Below are 14,151 nucleotides of genomic sequence, written 5' to 3' on the forward strand. Positions count from 1 at the left end.
ATGGTAAAAAGCACAAAATGATATATCCGTAAGTAGAAAGTATTATTTTGGACCTTACAAAACAAAAAAAGAAACCATACATAGTTCAAACATGTATAGTTTCAAAATTTATTACACTTCAGTACAAGATATGTAATATCCTCCGCGAGCCATCTTTATTTCAGCACGGTACATTACATTTTCTAAGTAGAAAGTAATCGGTTTAACTTTACTCTCAAATTTTAGTCTTTCATTGCATTCAGTTGCATATCCTTCAATCGCTGAAGTAATAACTTTTGATGATGGATACGTTAAAGCTTCATCTAGTTCTATGAAAAAACTTTTAGAAAATAATTTTTTCATAATCCCCTTCTTCTCTTTCATCATATTCCATCTCCTTCACTTCAAGTTGCTATCATCCATATTATACCATACATTCAATATATCTTTGAAAATAAAAAAATCCTGCATTTTTCATGCAGGATTTTTTTATTAGTCATTTTTCGTAAAGTAAGAAACGAAACGAAGAATTTCTAAGTATAACCATACTAATGTAAGCATTAGTCCCATCGCAGTATACCACTCCATATATTTCGGAGCTTGACTACGTACACCATTTTCGATTAAATCGAAATCTAGTAATAAGTTTAATGCAGCAACTACAATAACAACTGCACTAATAATAATACCGATTGTACCACCTTGGTGAATGTATGGAACAGTTACACCAAACATATTTAGTAGGAATACGACTAAATACATAACCATAATTCCAAGTGTTGCTGCCATAACGCCTGTACGGAATTTATCCGTTACTTTTACTACGCGTGTTGCATATAACACTAACATTGCAAATAGAATTGAGATTGTTAGTAATACAGCATTTAAAACGATAGAATCGCCAAATTTCATTGTATAAACTGCTGAAATACTTCCTAACACAACCCCTTCTACCGCTGCATAGATTGGTGCACCAAAAGGTGAAATGCGCGGGAAGAACATAGACGCAAATGCGATGATTGCCGCAACGATTAAAGCACCAATTAATACTGGCATCTTCATCGTCCCCTGCATCATCTGTATGTATGAATAGACAGACGTTGCAAGTAGCAAGATAAGCATAATGAACGTTTTGCCTACTGTTCCGCCAATCGTCATCGCAGAAGCGCTTGCTCCCTCTTTACGGAATGCCTCTTTTTTCAACATTGGATTAGATGTTCTCATTTTTTCCCTCCTAAAATAGGTTCTACCAATAGTGTAAAGTTTTTCTCTTTACTTTTCAATATATGCAGCTTGTTTTTATTTTAATCCTTCAACGATGTCTGATAGTTCACTCCATCTTTCCATCTGTTTTTCTAGCTCTTCTTCTGTTTTCTGCTGTGCTTCAGATAATTCCTGTGCCTTTGTGAAGTCAGATCCAACTTTCGCAAGTTCTTCTCCAATTGACTCAATTTTCTCTTCAAGTTCGGCAATTGTATCTTCAATCGTTTCCCATTCACGCTGTTCATTGTATGAAAGTTTACGTTTACGTTGTTGTTTTGGAGCTTCTTCTACAACTTTTTTCTCTTTTTGAACTTCCGCTTTCTCCATAAGTTCTCTCGTTTTTTCCATTTCTAAATAATCTGTATAACTACCTAGGAATTCACGCACTTCGCCTCCGCCAGTAAAGATGAACAGTTCATCTACTACTTTATCTAAGAAGTAACGGTCATGCGATACAGTTAAAACGACACCTGGGAAATCTTCTAAATAATCTTCTAGTACTGTTAATGTTTGTGTATCTAGATCGTTTGTAGGTTCATCAAGTAAAAGTACGTTTGGTTCTCCCATTAAAATACGTAATAAATATAAACGTCTTCTTTCACCACCAGATAGTTTACCAAGTGGTGTACCATGTGAATGCGTCGGGAATAAGAAACGTTCTAACATTTGAGATGCACCAATTACTTTTCCATCTGTCGTATGAATAACTTCTGCAATCTCTTTAATGTATTCAATCATACGCTGATTTAAATTCATCTCTTCATTTTCTTGCGTATAATAAGCAACTTTTACAGTTTGTCCAACTTCAATTTCACCACTATCAGGAGATAACTTACCTGCAAGCATATTTAATAGCGAAGATTTCCCGCTTCCATTCGCTCCAATAATTCCGATGCGATCGCCTGGTTTCACAATATGATTAAAGTTGTTTAATACCGTTTTATCACCAAATTTTTTCGTTACATCTTTTAACTCAAGTACTTTTTTCCCAAGACGGCTACCGCTAAGTGCAATATCAACTGACTGTTTTGCAGCTGGTCCTTCTAGTTCCTTTAGCTCATCAAAACGCTGAATACGCGCCTTTTGTTTCGTAGAACGGGCTTTTGCACCACGACGAATCCAAGCAAGTTCACGACGATATAAATTTTGGCGTTTCGATTCTTGTGCCAATTCTTGCTCTTCACGAAGTGCTTTCGCTTCTAAAAATGTACTATAGTTTCCTTCGTAGCTATATAATTTACCATTATCTAATTCAAAAATACGGTTCGTCACACGATCTAAGAAATAACGATCATGGGTTACAAGTAATACCGCACCTGTATATCTTGCTAAATATTCTTCTAACCATTCAACTGTCTCATGGTCAAGATGGTTCGTAGGCTCGTCTAAAATTAATAAATCAGGTGTTTCAATAAAACATTGTGCCATTGCGATACGTTTTTTCTGTCCACCAGATAAATTCCCAACAATTGCAGTGAAATCTGTAATTCCTAATTTCGTTAAAAGAGATTTCGCACTTGCATTTGCTTCCCATGCACTCATTGCATCCATACGTTGCTGCACTGCAAATAATTGTTCCTGTACTTTTTCATTACTTGGATCTTTTTCAATATTTAATAGTGCTTTTTCATAATCACGAAGAAGACGAATTAAAGGTGTATCACCATGGAACACTTGCTCTAATACTGTTAGTTTTTCATCAAACTCTGGTTGCTGTGATAAATAACTAATTGTATACCCACGTGAATGCGTCATATCACCTGTATCAGGAGTTTCTAATCCTGCAATAATTTTTAATAATGTCGATTTACCAGTTCCGTTTACACCGATAATTCCGACACGTTGTCCTTCTGTAATACTACATGATAATCCATCAAATAACGGCTTTTCCCCATATGATTTTGATAAGTTCTCCACAGTTAACATTTTCATATTTGTGCATTCCACTCTTTCATAAATTGTTCAATAAACTGTTCCATATAACGATGACGAATTTCAGCCTCTTGTTTTGCTGCATTCGTATTCATTAAATCTTTTAATTTCAAAAGTTTTTCATAAAAATGATTTAAAGATGGATCATTATTTTTTCTATATTCTTCTTTCGTCATTTCTTCACGCGGCGGAATAGTTGGGTCATACATTAATCTCCCTTTCGCCCCACCATATGCAAATGTACGAGCAATTCCTATTGCACCAAGAGCATCTAAACGATCCGCATCTTGAACAATTTTCCCTTCAAGTGACTCTACTGTGCCGCCATGGCCACCTTTATAAGACATATTGGCGATGATATGAAGAATATGTTTACTTTCCTCTTCTTCAACCCGTAGCTCTTCTAACCAATCAGAAACTTTTTTCATTCCTGCTTCTTCACTTTCATTTAGCTTTTCATCTGCCACATCGTGAAGTAATGCTGCCATTTCAATTATAAAACGATTTCCACCTTCTTGCTCAGATAAAGAAATCGCCATTTTATGTACACGTTCAATATGATACCAATCATGCCCACTCGCATCTTTTTCTAAAATATGTTTTACAAAAGTAATTGTTTTTTGAATTTTTTCTTGTTTTGTCATTTTATCTTCACCCAGTTACTTATTGTAACACGCCCGCATTTTTTCATCACATATTTTCTTGTCCGCCCATACACTAGGTGGTAGGCATCATCATGAAGGAGGAATAAACATGTTCTATAATAATCAACCGCCTTATCCAAGGCAACCATTGTATCCTCAACAACAAGAACAGAGATACACAGAACAATACGAAGAACAAGAGTTACAACAGCAAGAACCACAATATGACGAAAACCCATATGCAACAACGCAAAACCAAGAAACTGAATTTCAACAAAATCCATATGACACACGTCCAAATTATGAATATCCTCAAAATCCATATGCAGCACCACAAAATCAAGAACAGCGATATCCTCAAAATCCATATGTAATACCACAAAACCAAGAACAACAATATCAACAAAATCCATATGCAGCACCACAAAACCCATACACAACTCAACCACAACAACCGCAATACCAACAACAAATGTATCAACCAAACTACGACGCACGTGTCTCACCACCTAAACCACCAACAATAGATCCAACTCAACCACAAATCTTACCACCTGGACCAACACTAGACATTACACAACCACAAATCTTACCACCTGGACCAATTACTGAACCAACACAACAACAAATTCAACAAGTTGTCGGTACACAGTTTTTACCTTTCAAGAAACCCGTACTAGATTTCGTAAAACCATGGGTAGATTACGGTTTAAATGAAGCAAAACATACATCACATGAACACGCATTAACAGAAGTTGCTGCGATTATGTTTTTAGTTGGTAAAGGCTTCAATCCGACGATCGCACATTATATCGTTGAATCTTGGGAGAAGAATGAACAGTTTTAGAATTGTTTATTTGATAAAATATAAAAAACACAAAAGTGCCAAACCCCTTATACCACAAGGGTTTTGGCACTTTTTAATATCTAAAACAAATTTTATTGAAATAATTATTTTTATAGATTTTCATACTTTTTTATATAGTACGTGAACATATACAGTACAAAATTACACCTTTGTATACACATTTTTAGAAACATCTTACGTTTATCAAACAATAACCAAAAGACGTACCTGCAACCTCATCATATAAATAATAGATATTAAAAAGAGGACACTATAAGCGCCCTCTTCCTTAGGTTTTAAATATGTTCTCCATGATCCATAAACACTTCAATTGCTTCGTTTTGTGGTATGTCTTTTACATTAGTAAGACCAAAAGTAAAAACAGCGGATAACATCATCATTAATAAGATTGCTTTTTTCATTTTAGCGCCCTTCTTTCTATGCTCTTTTTGTCTGCATCTAAAGCGATGTGCAAATACTTGCTTGCTTTTCTGTGATTTTCTGAACCATAGAATCTTTCACCTAAAAGAGAAGCATATTCTTTTACCCAATCATATAATTCTTCTTTTTCAAAATACGAAATACCTTCTATAACCACATTTTCTAATTCTTCTTGCGGTACATAGTTATGTACTGCTTTTAAAATTCGGAAATGATGACGATAACATAAGTCGCTAATCTTATAGCCATTCTCAATATATTCATTAGCGATATGACTATAACCTAACTTAAAATGTTCTCTTGCTAAAAGAAACATAGTTTTAGCGTTATTTTCTAATGAATCCTCTAAGTGTTTAATTGCTAACTCTGGCATGTTTTGACTTGCGTATAAAAGTCCTAAATTATGCTTAACTCGTTTAATAAGAAGTTCATCATTAGATTTTTGGAAGGTACCTAGTGCTGAAAGTAAATATTCCTCTGCACTTTCGAATTCATTTAGTCGAATGTGTGCCATTCCTAAAGTATTTAAGCATGCTGCAGTTTTTAATTCATACCCTGGACTAATTGAAAATACTTCATTCGCCTTTGTAGCAAATTGAACTGCTAGGATCGGTTTTAATACGTGATAGTAATGGACTGCAAGCCAATAATTAAATTCAGCTTTTTCAATTTCATCATGCATGTACTCTAAAAACGTTTCAGCTTTTTCAAATTGCATTCTTGCTTCACTATGGTTTGCTTTATTAATAGCGTAAATTGCTTTAAATAAATGATGATAGTACTCTAAAAATGTTTCTGTAGACTCTGGTAAAGGCTCGATTTTGTCCAGAATATCTTTTGTACTATCCATATCCCGAATTAGCAGTTTATACCGTGCATTCAATAAAGCGTAGTAGACTAATATTGTTTGGTCTTCCTTAATATTATTGATTTTATTTGCAATATCTTCTTTTATTTTCTGAGACTGTAATACACGTTGTGAAATCATAGCTTGATACCATTCGTTTAATAATTTTGTGATTTCTTCTTTAGAAATAATGTCAACACTCATCTACTTCTACCCCCTTTTGTTAAATGTTATCATGACATGCTTGTTTGCATAAATAAGTTTTTGAATATTCTAACTTGAAAAAATTATTTTTGAATATTCATGTTAACAAAATGGTCCCTTTTCAAACCTTAAAAAAGAACACATGTTTGTTTGTAGTGGCGTTAAAAAAACAAAAGTGAGGTATTACATCATGGGATATAACAGCTTTCCTGTAGTACGTGGAAGAGGTATGGTGAAATGGAATCCGTTTGCTTCAATACCGGAGCAATACGAGGAAATACATAGAATGTTTGAGGAACAATATAAAGTACCTAAACCTTTTTTAACACAAGATACTATGGAACGAATAGAAAGAGCGTTAATGCAATCTTTTCACGAGGAAGAAGAAATACATATCTCATACTATCGTGATGGAATGGTGCAAGACATGTACATAAATGTATTACATATTGAACCGATGACGAAAACTATATATTGTACAGATGCCTTTGGTTTGAATACTAAGTTTAAGTTTAATGAATTGGTGAATATAAATTAAAAGAAGCCGCCCGACAGGACTGAAGTGCACCCCAATTGTTAGACACAGCCTAACAATTGGGGTGCACTTCACATATATAGGTGGCTTTTGTACGACAAAAAAAAAGAGCTCTGCTATACAGCAGAGCAAAAGAAAAATATATAACCCTATAAAAATAATACAAATTATTGATACTTTCAAAAGACGAAATTTAAATTTCCATCACAATAATAGCTATGTTTAAGTATGAAACATTCTACCTTCACTATAGCTATGAATATTCTTATTTTAGAATTCCATAGTATCCAAATAGCTCTTTGAGAGATACCTCAATACCGAACTTCTTCAAAGAATCTTTTCTTTGTTCAAAGAGAAGTTCTAAAACTTTTTTCTTATCTTTGTCTCTTCCATAATGAATCAACCTATGACAGTTCGGACATATACTAACTATATTTCCAACAACATCTAAACTATTTTCAAAATCATGTTGCATTCTTAACGGTATTAGATGATGGGCCTCCATATAATTTTTTCGGCTGGCTTCCGATACAAATGTTTCATGTGTGTCATCTATTTCACATTTAAATTCTGCCTGTTTAATAGCTTGTTTAGCTTTTTTCGGATCACGAGGCCATACTTCCCTACCAGATTCCATTTTAGTTTTTTTTCGATTTTCCGGTTTCTCTTCTTCTGCAATCTTTACTTTACTAAAATCCGAATCAATATTAGCCTGATACATATCTTCCTCTTGCTCATCCTCAGAAAGAATAAAGCTCTCATTCAACGCTTTAATAATATTATCAATAGATTTATATTTTGCTAATTTTGTCGAATCAATATATGAGTATATAAATTTAAAAGATTAAAATAAAAATAAGTACACATGTTTTATTAGGAGGTATATGTATGTCCAACAGCACTTCATGGCTAGATGAAATTATAGCAATATTAACCGAACTAGATGGAGCAGGAACACTGAATCAAATTAAAACAAAGGTTATGGAGCGTAATAAAATTGACTTGAATAGATACCAACACGAACAGTCTATAGCTGCAAGAATTAGAAAGACCATTTATCAGGTAAACTATCATAAAAACGTTCAATGGCCGCTACTAAAACTAAATCTTCTAAATGAGCAGTTTTAAGGTTGTTTATTTTTAAAAACATCAAAAATGGCAAATCCCTTATATCACAAAGGATTTGGCATTTTTAAGTATCTAGAACACGCGCTAAATTTAAGGAGAAATTAACAGACATGAGTCCGGTATAATGCCGTGTCCACACCCAAGGATCGGTTACATAAAATAGCGTATCTAACCTGGGAAGTCTATTGGCCTTTTTCCCTTATAGTAACGCTCTCTTCTACTAAGACCTTTTCTTTCTAGGGCCTACAATTAATTTAATCGCTGTTCTTTCTTCATTATTGATAGAAATCTCTTGAAACGCTGGAACAAAAGCTAAGTCAATACCACTTGGAGCGACGAACCCTCTTGCAATCGCAATTGCTTTAATCGCTTGATTTATAGCTCCAGCCCCAATCGCTTGAATTTCCACATTACCACTTGTTCTTAGTACTCCTGCTATTGCACCTGCGACTGAATTTGGGCTTGATTTTGAAGATACCTTTAATATATTTTCCATGTAAGTTGCTCCCTCTATTATTTAATCTCTCTTTCGTTACAATTTTAAATATTTTAGCGTATCTTTAATTACTATTCACACCAAAAACAAACGATGCTTCATATGTACATTATTCTATATTTTCTGACTTTTTCCTGCTCAGCTACGCAAATAAAAAATAAACTGAATAACCTAATGTAAATATAGATAAATATTATAACTTCACCAAATGATAACATCCATACAGCTAAAGGTAATATTTCTGTTTTGTCAGACTAAATAAATATAGTAAAGTGAAATTTTAATGAGTGGGGGTTTAATTCATCCCCCACCTAACTTCTTTGCTTTCGCTGAATTTTGAGGTGGGAGTCTTACTGCTCGGAAAATAGCGGGATAAACGTTTCCTCATTACTTCAATCTATTTAGAAATTCCATTTATTTTTCTATCAAATGATAAACCTTGTCATCTTCAAAAGGTGTTACAGGTAATACCCAAATACTACACTTCATCATTTGACCACTTTATATTCCAAATCTATCTCCTTTTATAGTACAAGCATACACGCCAATTGTGATTCATCTTCATAAACTACTATGTGGTTTAAATTTATTAAGAATAGGAGGTAATATTTTGGGTTCATACTATCATTCTTCAAACTCGTATAAAAAATGCTCATGCAAATCTTCTTCCAGTTCAAATAAAAAATGTTCATGTGACCATTCACATAAACGAAGCTGTCCTGCATACGGAACTTTTTGGCAAACTGAATTTATAACTGTTCCTTTTGGAGATCCTTTTCCATTTAATCACGTTGGACCTTTAGCAGGAGGTGTTTCCTTACTAAATCCTACTACTATACACTTTAGACAAGCTGGTGATTATAGAGTTTCGTTCATTTCCAGTATTAATACTACTTTAAATCCTGTATTTCCACATATCCCAGTCATAACTATATTTTTAAATAACAATCCACTTGCTAATAGTCAAGGTGACTTCGCTATTCAAATGAATACTTCATCAAATAACGAATGTCTTCAACTCGTTGGCGAAACAATTGTTACAGTGCCTGCTAATTCAACTCTTCAACTTAGAAATAATAGTGGTTTTAATCGTCAAAGTATTGTAACTTGTGACAATGGTATAAATTCAGTTGAATTAACAGTTACAAAACTAAGTTAAAATTATTTCTTCACATTCAGATGCTATTTCAGCATCTTTTTTTATTGAATAACAGTTTTTTCAACTTTTATTATCTCTCCCCACATAAAAAAGTGCAGAATTCTTTCTAACACAAGATTTCTGCACTTTTTATTATACTTATTTATTCTTCCTTATTTCTCTACATAAACCGACTTAACAATCGTACGATTATATGGTTTTCCTTCTTTATTCATCCCTTTTATATCCATCGTAACGTTGTATACTCCCGGTTGTTTTATATCTTTCAAAGCACCTGTAAATGTATTCGTATTAACATTTTGTAATTCATTAAATTCAGAGACTAACTTACCTTCTTTATTAACGACTCTTACTGTTATGGAAAGATCCCCTTTCATTTCAGGTGCTACAGGTGATTTTTTCAGTTTATACTCAGGTTTATTTATTTTAACTTTTGTAGGCATTCGAAGAACAAATGGTGCGTCATCCTTGTAATCGCTTACAACTAAATATGCATCTTTCGACTGCTTCGCCATCATTTTGATTTTCCATTCGCCTACTTCTAATTTATCAAACTTAAACGTTCTAATTGTCGCCCCATTAAAAAAAGATTCGCCTTCACCAGTAGTTATAGCGCTATCTTTATTTGCATAGATTTTTCCTTTTGGAGATACCATTTGTACTTCTACATCAGAAGAAGCGGTTAGTATAGAAACGATTCCTTCCGCTTTTTTATCAACTGTAACGGTTTGCTCTATCCACTGATTTTGTGGTAATTCGCCTCCTAAAATATTTTGATTTGAAGTTGTATTTAATTGTTCTAGATCTCCATTTGAACTAGTGCTGGATGCTACTAAAGCTGGTAATCCCACATTTGTCGTACGTAAATATGGTTCAATTCGTGCAAAAACAGCTGATCCTTTTCTTATATTGTCATGATCAAATCTGGAATCTGTAAATAAATGTGTACCGTACGATAGCTTCGCACTCCATTCATTTACTAGTCCATCATTTGAACCGTACGATGATAAATATAACCCGCCCATAGATAATGCAGAAAATGTTGGCCCCCAGCTAGTTCCAGTAGCCGTATAGTAACGGTTTAATTTAGCTGCTGGGTTGTTATCTATTATTGAACGAAACTTTGCCATTTCACCTATTTGTAACGAATACGTACCATCATCTTTTTGACCTAATATAGAAGCAAGCCAACCTGCCCACCAACTATATGACAAATCTGCTAAATTTGAGCCGTGATGTGGTGTAGCAAGTGTAATAACATTTCCAACAAATCGATTCGCACCATATTCAACTAATGCGGCTTGTGTATCAATACCACCTTTACTATGCGCTACAATATTAACTTTTTTACCGAAATAATTATATATTTCTTCAAGTTTTTGTGCTAACAATTTTCCGTTATCCCACTGACTAGCCGAACCTTTCCCTGCAGCATCATACAATTGTATAAACACTGTTTGATAGCCTGCTTTTAAAGCATAATCATACATATCATTTATATCATGATATACTGTCTTTCCATACCAACTATCAGCATTACCATTTCTTCCTTGTACAAAGAGAATTGGCGGTTTATTCTCATCATAATTAGCAGGTTTTTGGCCTAAAAACCATTCTCCAGGTGTGAATACTTCTGTATCAGGAAACCCCTTTCCAAGCTCTTTTACAACTTCTGCCTGTACATTTGTGCTAATCGTTGGAGCCATGATAAAAAATACAATTAGTAAGGCCACACATCTTCTCATCAGTCGCATATTACTCCCCCCTATTTTTTTGAAAGAAGGTGTTCTTTATAATATTTTATATTTTCCCTTCCTTAATAATAGCTAATCTTTTATGTTTAAAAGATGTTAACCCTATTTTTAGAAGGTTACTAGTTGTATACCCTCTTCCTTAACTCTCGTTATTCTCTTTGTTTCTACCTCTTCCTTTTGATAGAATACGACAAAAAAGTTTCTCAATAATTGTTAACTTCGCTACACCCAGATATTTTTTAAATCATTATTGTTTATATAAAGCATACAAATCTTGAAAAAATTTTAGTAAAAAAACATTTTATTACTAGTTAGTTATTTAAAAATATAATAAAGATATGTACTTTCTTTTCATTAAATACAAACTAATTTTAAAGGAGCTTGTATTATAAGACTTTCCTACGATTAAAAATTAAACTGAAATTTCCGAATAGAAAATCATATTTCCAGAAACATATATTATGATAATTTCCGCACACTTGAATTAACTTTTTAGAAGTACTAACCTATCGGTGAGCAGAAGAAAATTCTGTAAAAAGAAAGGAGAATACTTTATGATGACCAAATTACAAAAGGAGTTTTTTAAACGCTTAGAAATTCCTGCAAAAGAAATAACATTTGATGATTTAGATGAAATTCTCTTAAAAATGGGAATGATTCTCCCCTATGAAAATCTTGATATTATGGCTGGTACTATTAAGAATATCTCAAAAGATAACTTAATAGAAAAGTTACTTATTCAAAAACGAGGTGGACTTTGTTATGAATTAAACTCCCTATTGTATTATTTTTTAATTGATTGTGGGTTTCAAGTATACAAAGTAGCCGGTACTGTTTATGACCTTTACGATAATAAATGGAAACCCGATGATGGTCATGTCATTATCATATTAAGTCATGAGGATAAAGATTATGTTGTGGATGCAGGTTTTGCATCTCATCTCCCTTTACATCCAGTCCCTTTTAACGGAGAAGTCATCTCCTCTCAAACAGGAGAATATCGAATTCGTAAGCGAAATACTCGAAAAGGTACGCATATTTTAGAAATGAGAAAAGGAGCTAACGGGGAATCTACAAGTTTCTTACAATCTGAACCTTCACACGAATGGAAAATAGGCTATGCTTTCACTGTAGATCCAATAGATGAGAAAAAAGTGAATAAGATTCAAAAAGTGATTGTAGAGCATAAAGAATCTCCTTTTAATAAAGGAGCTATCACTTGTAAATTAACTACTTATGGTCACATATCATTAACAAATAAAAATTATACAGAAACCTTTAAAGGCACCAAAAATAAACGACCAATAGAATCTAAAGATTATGCTCGCATTCTTCGTGACTCTTTTGGAATAACGCAAGAGAAATATGTAGGAAAAACACTAGAAAGAGGCTAGTTGACTACAAGTATTTCATAATAAAGCAGATTCTATATTTAGAATCTGCTTTATTTTATATTTTGTTATAAATTAATTTAATTTTGTTGTTACCCTTTAATTTTCAATTATATACTCATCATCATATTTATCGTATTGTAGCCCTTTCCCTATCTTTGACTCCGTAACTTGATCTTTTAAAAACGGTGCAGCATCCATTTTACTAGTTGCAATTTCAATTCCATATTTTTTCGTTAAATGAGCTAACTCTATTAAAAACCACTCTCTTCGCAATGTAACTGGAATATCCAATGTTTTTCTTTTCATATATAATAGCACCTCTTTTATTTTCATAGCTTAAAAATATCACTGGATTCACTTATTAAAACTACCTTTCGCCGCTAACATCCAATGAAACATTATAGTATATGCATGTCCATTTCAAACGTGCTATCACAAATATGATATTTAAGTTTACATAATTATATTATGTAATAGTAGAAAAAGAAGGCATGTCCCTTCCCCTTCCCCTTCTACTATAGAGATTTAAATTAAGAACATCTTGGTACACCTAAAGCTAAAAATAAACCTGCTACTCCCGCAGTAATCGGTACTTTTAACGTAATAACATCATCTACCTTCGTTACTAAAAAGTAAGCATTACCTTCTTGTAATATACAAGTTACCAACAATTGAAATTCCATTCAAATCTCCTCCTTTCAATCGATATACTATAATTTATGAAATCTCTTTCAAAAAGTAATAGGAAATATATCCATTTTTCCTTATATATAAAATAAATGTTTATAAGTCTATTAAAAATATTAATTTTCTAAATTTATACAAAACGTGTAATATCCAATAAATTCCTATATAATCAATAAGAAGAATCTTACAAATGGAGGTATGAAAATGTCGATTTTAAGTAATATTGGTGCAGCTTTATTTTTTATTGCTTTTATTCTTTTAATCTTATGTATCATTTCATTCTTTAAGAAAAATGGAAAATCAAAACAATATGGACGTCCTACCGTTATTCTTTTTATGATTTCTATTATATTAATAACGGCCGGTACACCAAAATCGGAACACCCCGTCGTCGAGTTTTTTTCTACTTTAAGTTTCATTCTATTTATATTCTTCCTTGTTCTAGCAATCTTATCTGTTATTAAGAAAACAGGTGTAGCGAAAAAACAATTTATTATTACAGCTGTATTATTTGTCATTTTTGTTGCGTTATTAGGTATTTCAGCTCCTTCTTCTGAAAAAACGACAGCAACTAGTACAAAAGTTGCCTCTAATAATGAAGAGCCAAAAGATAGCGAACAGAAAAAAGAGCTAGAAAAGAAAGAGGCGGACGAAAAAACTCAAAAGCAAGAAGATGAGAAGCGTCTAGCCGAAGAACAAGCTCGTAAGCAAGAGGATGAAAAACGTCTGGCTGATGAACAAGCTCGTAAACAACAAGAAGAACAAAAACGTCTGGCTGATGAACAAGCTCGTAAACAACAAGAAGAACAAAAACGTCTGGCTGATGAACAAGCTCGTAAAA

Annotated in this window: 17 protein-coding genes; 6 read left to right on the forward strand and 11 right to left on the reverse strand. The window is 33.1% G+C overall.

Going from position 1 to position 14,151, the window contains the following annotated elements; translation table 11 throughout:
- Positions 1-111: 111 nt before the first annotated feature.
- From AB6801_RS01500 to AB6801_RS01515, 4 genes are all read right to left on the reverse strand, one after another.
- The gene (locus AB6801_RS01500) at positions 112-366 is read right to left on the reverse strand and encodes a DUF4318 domain-containing protein (protein ID WP_000975140.1); all 255 of its coding nucleotides are present in this window, start codon (positions 364-366) and stop codon (positions 112-114) included.
- A gap of 105 nt (positions 367-471) precedes the next feature.
- Positions 472-1,203, reverse strand: a complete 732-nt coding sequence (locus AB6801_RS01505; protein ID WP_001260655.1) for a Bax inhibitor-1/YccA family protein — start codon at positions 1,201-1,203, stop codon at positions 472-474.
- A 75-nt stretch (positions 1,204-1,278) separates the two neighbouring features.
- Positions 1,279-3,174 (reverse strand): ABC-F family ATP-binding cassette domain-containing protein, encoded by a 1,896-nt coding sequence (locus AB6801_RS01510; protein WP_097998225.1) that lies wholly within the window; start codon positions 3,172-3,174, stop codon positions 1,279-1,281.
- Positions 3,171-3,818 (reverse strand): HD domain-containing protein, encoded by a 648-nt coding sequence (locus AB6801_RS01515; protein WP_000165966.1) that lies wholly within the window; start codon positions 3,816-3,818, stop codon positions 3,171-3,173. The genes AB6801_RS01510 and AB6801_RS01515 overlap by 4 nt, the downstream gene beginning before the upstream one ends.
- Positions 3,819-3,927: 109 nt before the next feature.
- Here AB6801_RS01515 and AB6801_RS01520 point away from each other — a divergent pair, with 109 nt between their 5' ends.
- A complete protein-coding gene (locus tag AB6801_RS01520; protein ID WP_097999202.1) occupies positions 3,928-4,665 on the forward strand; it encodes a hypothetical protein in 738 nt (245 codons plus the stop codon).
- A 296-nt stretch (positions 4,666-4,961) separates the two neighbouring features.
- Here the strand turns inward: AB6801_RS01520 and AB6801_RS01525 are convergent, their stop codons facing one another.
- Together AB6801_RS01525 and AB6801_RS01530 are read right to left on the reverse strand one after the other, a co-directional pair.
- Entirely contained in the window at positions 4,962-5,087 is a 126-nt protein-coding gene (locus AB6801_RS01525) for a hypothetical protein (RefSeq protein ID WP_000709202.1), read from the reverse strand.
- Positions 5,084-6,157 carry a response regulator aspartate phosphatase gene (locus AB6801_RS01530; protein WP_000109862.1) on the reverse strand — a complete coding sequence of 358 codons (1,074 nt, stop codon included), beginning with the start codon at positions 6,155-6,157 and terminating at the stop codon, positions 5,084-5,086. The genes AB6801_RS01525 and AB6801_RS01530 overlap by 4 nt, the downstream gene beginning before the upstream one ends.
- A 190-nt stretch (positions 6,158-6,347) precedes the next feature.
- Between AB6801_RS01530 and AB6801_RS01535 the strand changes: the two genes are divergently transcribed.
- Positions 6,348-6,695 (forward strand): YolD-like family protein, encoded by a 348-nt coding sequence (locus AB6801_RS01535; protein ID WP_000541074.1) that lies wholly within the window; start codon positions 6,348-6,350, stop codon positions 6,693-6,695.
- Between the two features lie 262 nt (positions 6,696-6,957).
- Here the strand turns inward: AB6801_RS01535 and AB6801_RS01540 are convergent, their stop codons facing one another.
- Entirely contained in the window at positions 6,958-7,413 is a 456-nt protein-coding gene (locus AB6801_RS01540) for an HNH endonuclease (RefSeq protein WP_000283853.1), read from the reverse strand.
- A 167-nt stretch (positions 7,414-7,580) separates the two neighbouring features.
- Between AB6801_RS01540 and AB6801_RS01545 the strand changes: the two genes are divergently transcribed.
- Complete coding sequence (locus tag AB6801_RS01545) at positions 7,581-7,820, forward strand: hypothetical protein (protein ID WP_000071988.1); 240 nt, start codon at positions 7,581-7,583, stop codon at positions 7,818-7,820.
- Between the two features lie 220 nt (positions 7,821-8,040).
- Here AB6801_RS01545 and AB6801_RS01550 read toward each other — a convergent pair whose 3' ends face one another.
- Positions 8,041-8,316 carry a stage V sporulation protein S gene (locus tag AB6801_RS01550; protein ID WP_000427801.1) on the reverse strand — a complete coding sequence of 92 codons (276 nt, stop codon included), beginning with the start codon at positions 8,314-8,316 and terminating at the stop codon, positions 8,041-8,043.
- Positions 8,317-8,926: 610 nt separating this feature from the next.
- Between AB6801_RS01550 and AB6801_RS01555 the strand changes: the two genes are divergently transcribed.
- Complete coding sequence (locus AB6801_RS01555) at positions 8,927-9,475, forward strand: hypothetical protein (RefSeq protein ID WP_000536153.1); 549 nt, start codon at positions 8,927-8,929, stop codon at positions 9,473-9,475.
- A 152-nt stretch (positions 9,476-9,627) separates the two neighbouring features.
- Here the strand turns inward: AB6801_RS01555 and AB6801_RS01560 are convergent, their stop codons facing one another.
- Positions 9,628-11,229, reverse strand: coding sequence for a lipase family alpha/beta hydrolase (locus tag AB6801_RS01560; RefSeq protein WP_097998226.1), 1,602 nt, complete (start codon positions 11,227-11,229; stop codon positions 9,628-9,630).
- 554 nt (positions 11,230-11,783) lie between these two features.
- Here AB6801_RS01560 and AB6801_RS01565 point away from each other — a divergent pair.
- Positions 11,784-12,623: an arylamine N-acetyltransferase family protein gene (locus AB6801_RS01565; protein WP_088066228.1), complete on the forward strand. Its 840-nt coding sequence runs from the start codon at positions 11,784-11,786 to the stop codon at positions 12,621-12,623.
- A 96-nt stretch (positions 12,624-12,719) separates the two neighbouring features.
- Here the strand turns inward: AB6801_RS01565 and AB6801_RS01570 are convergent, their stop codons facing one another.
- Together AB6801_RS01570 and exsG are read right to left on the reverse strand one after the other, a co-directional pair.
- A complete protein-coding gene (locus AB6801_RS01570) occupies positions 12,720-12,929 on the reverse strand; it encodes a hypothetical protein (RefSeq protein WP_000824205.1) in 210 nt (69 codons plus the stop codon).
- Between the two features lie 224 nt (positions 12,930-13,153).
- The gene (gene exsG / locus AB6801_RS01575; protein ID WP_000395679.1) at positions 13,154-13,306 is read right to left on the reverse strand and encodes an exosporium protein ExsG; all 153 of its coding nucleotides are present in this window, start codon (positions 13,304-13,306) and stop codon (positions 13,154-13,156) included.
- A 208-nt stretch (positions 13,307-13,514) separates the two neighbouring features.
- Between exsG and AB6801_RS01580 the strand changes: the two genes are divergently transcribed.
- Positions 13,515-14,151: cell envelope integrity TolA family protein (locus AB6801_RS01580; protein WP_370941026.1), on the forward strand; the 637-nt coding region annotated here is incomplete at its 3' end.

It is taken from the genome of Bacillus sp. RCC_6_1 (assembly GCF_041360755.1).
GTDB lineage: Bacteria > Bacillota > Bacilli > Bacillales > Bacillaceae_G > Bacillus_A > Bacillus_A cereus.

Bases quoted from the DNA above. Each gene is read 5' to 3' on its own strand.
- AB6801_RS01520 (WP_097999202.1), top strand. From the start codon at position 3,928: ATGTTCTATAATAATCAACCGCCTTATCCAAGGCAACCATTGTATCCT.
- AB6801_RS01510 (WP_097998225.1), bottom strand. From the start codon at position 3,174: ATGAAAATGTTAACTGTGGAGAACTTATCAAAATCATATGGGGAAAAG.
- AB6801_RS01540 (WP_000283853.1), bottom strand. From the start codon at position 7,413: ATGTATCAGGCTAATATTGATTCGGATTTTAGTAAAGTAAAGATTGCA.
- AB6801_RS01570 (WP_000824205.1), bottom strand. From the start codon at position 12,929: ATGAAAAGAAAAACATTGGATATTCCAGTTACATTGCGAAGAGAGTGG.
- AB6801_RS01545 (WP_000071988.1), top strand. From the start codon at position 7,581: ATGTCCAACAGCACTTCATGGCTAGATGAAATTATAGCAATATTAACC.
- AB6801_RS01565 (WP_088066228.1), top strand. From the start codon at position 11,784: ATGATGACCAAATTACAAAAGGAGTTTTTTAAACGCTTAGAAATTCCT.
- AB6801_RS01515 (WP_000165966.1), bottom strand. From the start codon at position 3,818: ATGACAAAACAAGAAAAAATTCAAAAAACAATTACTTTTGTAAAACAT.
- AB6801_RS01550 (WP_000427801.1), bottom strand. From the start codon at position 8,316: ATGGAAAATATATTAAAGGTATCTTCAAAATCAAGCCCAAATTCAGTC.
- AB6801_RS01500 (WP_000975140.1), bottom strand. From the start codon at position 366: ATGATGAAAGAGAAGAAGGGGATTATGAAAAAATTATTTTCTAAAAGT.
- AB6801_RS01505 (WP_001260655.1), bottom strand. From the start codon at position 1,203: ATGAGAACATCTAATCCAATGTTGAAAAAAGAGGCATTCCGTAAAGAG.
- exsG (WP_000395679.1), bottom strand. From the start codon at position 13,306: ATGGAATTTCAATTGTTGGTAACTTGTATATTACAAGAAGGTAATGCT.
- AB6801_RS01525 (WP_000709202.1), bottom strand. From the start codon at position 5,087: ATGAAAAAAGCAATCTTATTAATGATGATGTTATCCGCTGTTTTTACT.
- AB6801_RS01560 (WP_097998226.1), bottom strand. From the start codon at position 11,229: ATGCGACTGATGAGAAGATGTGTGGCCTTACTAATTGTATTTTTTATC.
- AB6801_RS01530 (WP_000109862.1), bottom strand. From the start codon at position 6,157: ATGAGTGTTGACATTATTTCTAAAGAAGAAATCACAAAATTATTAAAC.
- AB6801_RS01535 (WP_000541074.1), top strand. From the start codon at position 6,348: ATGGGATATAACAGCTTTCCTGTAGTACGTGGAAGAGGTATGGTGAAA.